At 44.2% G+C, this 278-nt stretch carries 1 protein-coding gene; it reads right to left on the reverse strand.

Annotated elements, in window-relative coordinates; translation table 11 throughout:
- Positions 1-16: 16 nt before the first annotated feature.
- The coding region (locus UF06_RS23090; protein ID WP_045572548.1) for a transposase at positions 17-278 on the reverse strand (262 nt) is incomplete at its 5' end.

A 278-nucleotide genomic window follows, 5' to 3' on the forward strand; every position in this document is an offset into this window, starting at 1 on the left:
ATACCAATCTGGAAAATTAACTGGTCAGATTAATCCACTCTCTTGTACACATCTTGCTAACTCTATCTGTACTGTCCAAGAATCGATTCCAAGCCTTGCACACTTTCTCCACGATATCCTCATAATCGGTAAAACTCTGATTGGCAAGATAGTGTTGTCTGAGCCAGCTCCACACTTGTTCTATCGGGTTTAGCTCTGGTGAATAGGGCGGGAGCTTGATGATACTGACATTGCTAAACGGTTCTGCAATGTCATTGGTATGCCAACTCGCCCCATCC

It is taken from the genome of Vibrio sp. S234-5 (assembly GCF_000960595.1).
In the GTDB taxonomy this organism is placed as follows: domain Bacteria; phylum Pseudomonadota; class Gammaproteobacteria; order Enterobacterales; family Vibrionaceae; genus Vibrio.